Source organism: Streptomyces sp. NPDC054840 (genome assembly GCF_053611065.1).
Genome location: NZ_JBSGZP010000788.1, coordinates 1 through 3081, shown reverse-complemented (window position 1 = coordinate 3081; position 3081 = coordinate 1). Strand labels below are relative to the sequence as shown.

Sequence of the window (3081 nt, the reverse complement as noted above, 5' to 3'; positions counted from 1 at the left end):
TACAATCACCACCGCGGACACACCGCGCTCGCAGGCAAACCACCCGCCAGCCGCGTCCCCAACCTCACAGGGCAATACATCTAGGCCGTCTCTTTCGGATCGTGCCGGGCCCGCGGCGTCCGGTGCCGCGGGCTCGGCCGACAAGCTCCGAAGGAGACGGCCTAGGCTGGTCGGGTGCAGCCACAGCAGTCACTTGAGTCACTCGCACGGGAGCTCGCCGCCCTGCCGCCCTCCCTCGGCCCGGTGCGCCTGATCGGAATCGACGGGCACGCCGGATCCGGGAAGAGCACCTTCGCGGGGCGGCTCGCCGGGGTGCTGGAGGCGCCCGTGCTGCACCTGGACGACGTGGCGACCCATGAGGAGCTGTTCGGCTGGGAGGGCCGGCTGCGCGCGCAGGTGCTGGAGCCGCTCGCCGCCGGGCGGCCCGCGCACTGGGCCCCGTACGACTGGGTGGAGCGCCGGTTCGGGCCGGAGCGGGTGCTGGAGCCGGTGCCGGTGCTCCTGGTCGAGGGGGTCGGAGCGGGGCGGGCGGCGCTGCGGCCGCGGTTGGCGCGGCTGCTGTGGATGGAGACCGCGCGCGAGCAGTCCTGGCAACGGGGGAGAGACCGGGACGGGCGTGAACTTGCCGATTTCTGGGACGGATGGGAGCGCGCGGAGCGCGCGCACTTCTCCAACGACCCTTCGCGCCCCTTCGCCGACACCTTGGTGCGCCGGAGCGGTACGGGATACGAGTGGACTTCCGGGGCTCCTGCGATGACGGGAACCTCCGCTTCCGTCACCGCGAGTGACAAGCTCCCCCGGGCCTGAACGCCCCCGGGAGTCCGCTCCGCCGGGGCCTGGCCGACCTGCTTGACCCGGGGCCCGGAGCGGCCTTACGTTTCCCATGCGAGGCCTTCGCAGGCCGCCGCGGACACGAAGCCCCCGGTTGTTCCCCCGTGATCGGGGGCTTCGTTCTGCCCACACCTCCTCCCCCGCGGTGTCGCGTGAGGCCGATCCGCCGCGATCCTTCACCCTGAGTCACCGACAGCCCCAGGGGCGCACGCCGGAACCGGGTCCGTCGCGCCCTACGTAAGGTGCGTGACCGCAGGTACGATGCAGCCCTGATTTCATCGGCGCAGTGGGCAACTCATGTGCTCGTCACGGAGGTTGCCGCGCACCACGGGGGCAGGCTTGTGGGGGACGTGATGGATTTCGGCACGCCGGGCAGCATGCACGCCCCGGCCGAACTCGCCTGGCTGCGCGGAGTCGACGCCTGCACCATGGGCGCCTATCCGCAGGCCGAGGAGGAGTTCCGGGCGGCCGTACGACTCGACCCCACCATGGCCGACGCATGGCTGGGCCTGCACGCGCTCCGGGTGGACACCGGCAACGCGTTACTTCGCATGTACGCCCACCGCGACCGGTTCGGCGAGCAGCGCGCCCGGCACCGGCGGACGCTCAACTCCTGGTACTGGCTGGGCTGGTGGGTGCAGCCGGTGCTGGAGAGCCGGCGCGACCTGCTCCTCGCCCACGCCTCGCACTGGCTGGACGGCCGCCACGTGCCCGAGCTGGACCAGGCGCTGGCCGCACTGCCGCCGGTGGACACCGACGCGCAGGTACGGTTCCTGCACGCCTGCCGGGCCTATCTGGTCAAGGACTGGGAGCAGCTGGTCCGGCACACCGAGCCGCTGGTCACCGATCCGCTGCTGGGCATCGAGGCGGGGCTGTTCGGCGGTATGGCGCGGGTCCGGCTGGAGATGTACGGGCAGGCGGAGCCGATGCTGGCGGCGGCACTGATGCGGTGTCGCAGCGAGCAGCCCCAGCGCAAGGAGTTGCGCTACTGGCTGGCGCGGGCGCGGGAGGGCACCGGGCGCAGTGCGGCGGCGCTGCCGCTGTACCGGGCGGTGCACCGGGTGGACCCCTCGTTCATGGACACCGCGGCCCGGCTGACGGCCATCGAGGACGGCGACGACACCGACGGCATGGCCGACCTGGCAGGTCTGGCGGGGTACGCCGCGTACGGGAGCTACAGCGGGCACGGCCCGTCCCCGGCCGGCGGGGACTTCGCGGCGGTCGCGCTGGGCGGCGGGCCCGTCCAGGACATCGCGGCGGACGGTCAGGCGGAGCCCGATCCGCCGGCTCCGCCGACTCCCCCGGCGGGACGGGTGGAGGGAGCGCGGCGCAAGGCGCCGGTCCCGCCGCAGGGCACGCCCGAGGGGCTGCCGGCGGGGCCGGCGGACCCGGCGGCGCTCGCCGAGGCGCTGGCGGAGCTGGAGCGGATGGTGGGCCTGGAGCCGGTCAAACGGCAGGTGAAGGCGCTCTCGGCGCAGCTGCACATGGCGCGGCTGCGGGCAGGTCAGGGGCTCCCGGTGCAGCCGCCGAAGCGGCATTTCGTGTTCTCGGGTCCGTCCGGTACGGGCAAGACGACGGTGGCCCGGATCCTGGGCCGGGTCTTCTACGCGCTGGGGCTGCTCGGCGGCGACCACCTGGTGGAGGCGCAGCGGGCCGACCTCGTGGGCGAGTTCCTCGGGCAGACGGCGGTGAAGGCGAACGAGCTGATCGATTCGGCGATCGGCGGGGTGCTGTTCGTGGACGAGGCCTATTCGCTGTCGAACTCGGGCTACAGCAAGGGCGACGCGTACGGCGACGAGGCCCTGCAGGTGCTGCTCAAGCGGGCCGAGGACAACCGGGACCACCTGGTGGTGATCCTGGCGGGCTACCCGGCCGGGATGGACCGGCTGCTGGCCGCCAATCCGGGGCTGTCCTCGCGCTTCACCACCCGGGTGGACTTCCCCAGCTACCGGCCGCTGGAGCTGACCGCGATCGGCGGGGTGCTGGCGGACGCGAACGGGGACCACTGGGACGAGGAGGCGCTGGAGGAGCTGCGCAGCATCAGCGGGCACGTGGTGGAGCAGGGCTGGATCGACGAGCTCGGCAACGGCCGCTTCCTGCGGACCCTGTACGAGAAGAGCTGCGCGTACCGGGACCTGCGGCTGGCGGGCTTCGCGGGTGAGCCGTCGCGGGACGATTTGTCGACGCTCCGGCTGCCGGACCTGATGCAGGCGTACGGGGAGGTCCTGTCGGGCCGCGGCCCCCAGGAAC

The 3081-nt window shown here is 73.0% G+C and carries 2 protein-coding genes; both read left to right on the top strand.

Annotated features, from left to right (window positions below; translation table 11 throughout):
• Positions 1–174: 174 nt before the first annotated feature.
• The gene (locus ACWGIU_RS34040; protein ID WP_453711965.1) at positions 175–807 is read left to right on the top strand and encodes a uridine kinase family protein; all 633 of its coding nucleotides are present in this window, start codon (positions 175–177) and stop codon (positions 805–807) included.
• A 377-nt stretch (positions 808–1184) separates the two neighbouring features.
• On the top strand, positions 1185–3081 hold a 1897-nt coding region (locus tag ACWGIU_RS34035), incomplete at its 3' end, for an AAA family ATPase (protein ID WP_453711964.1).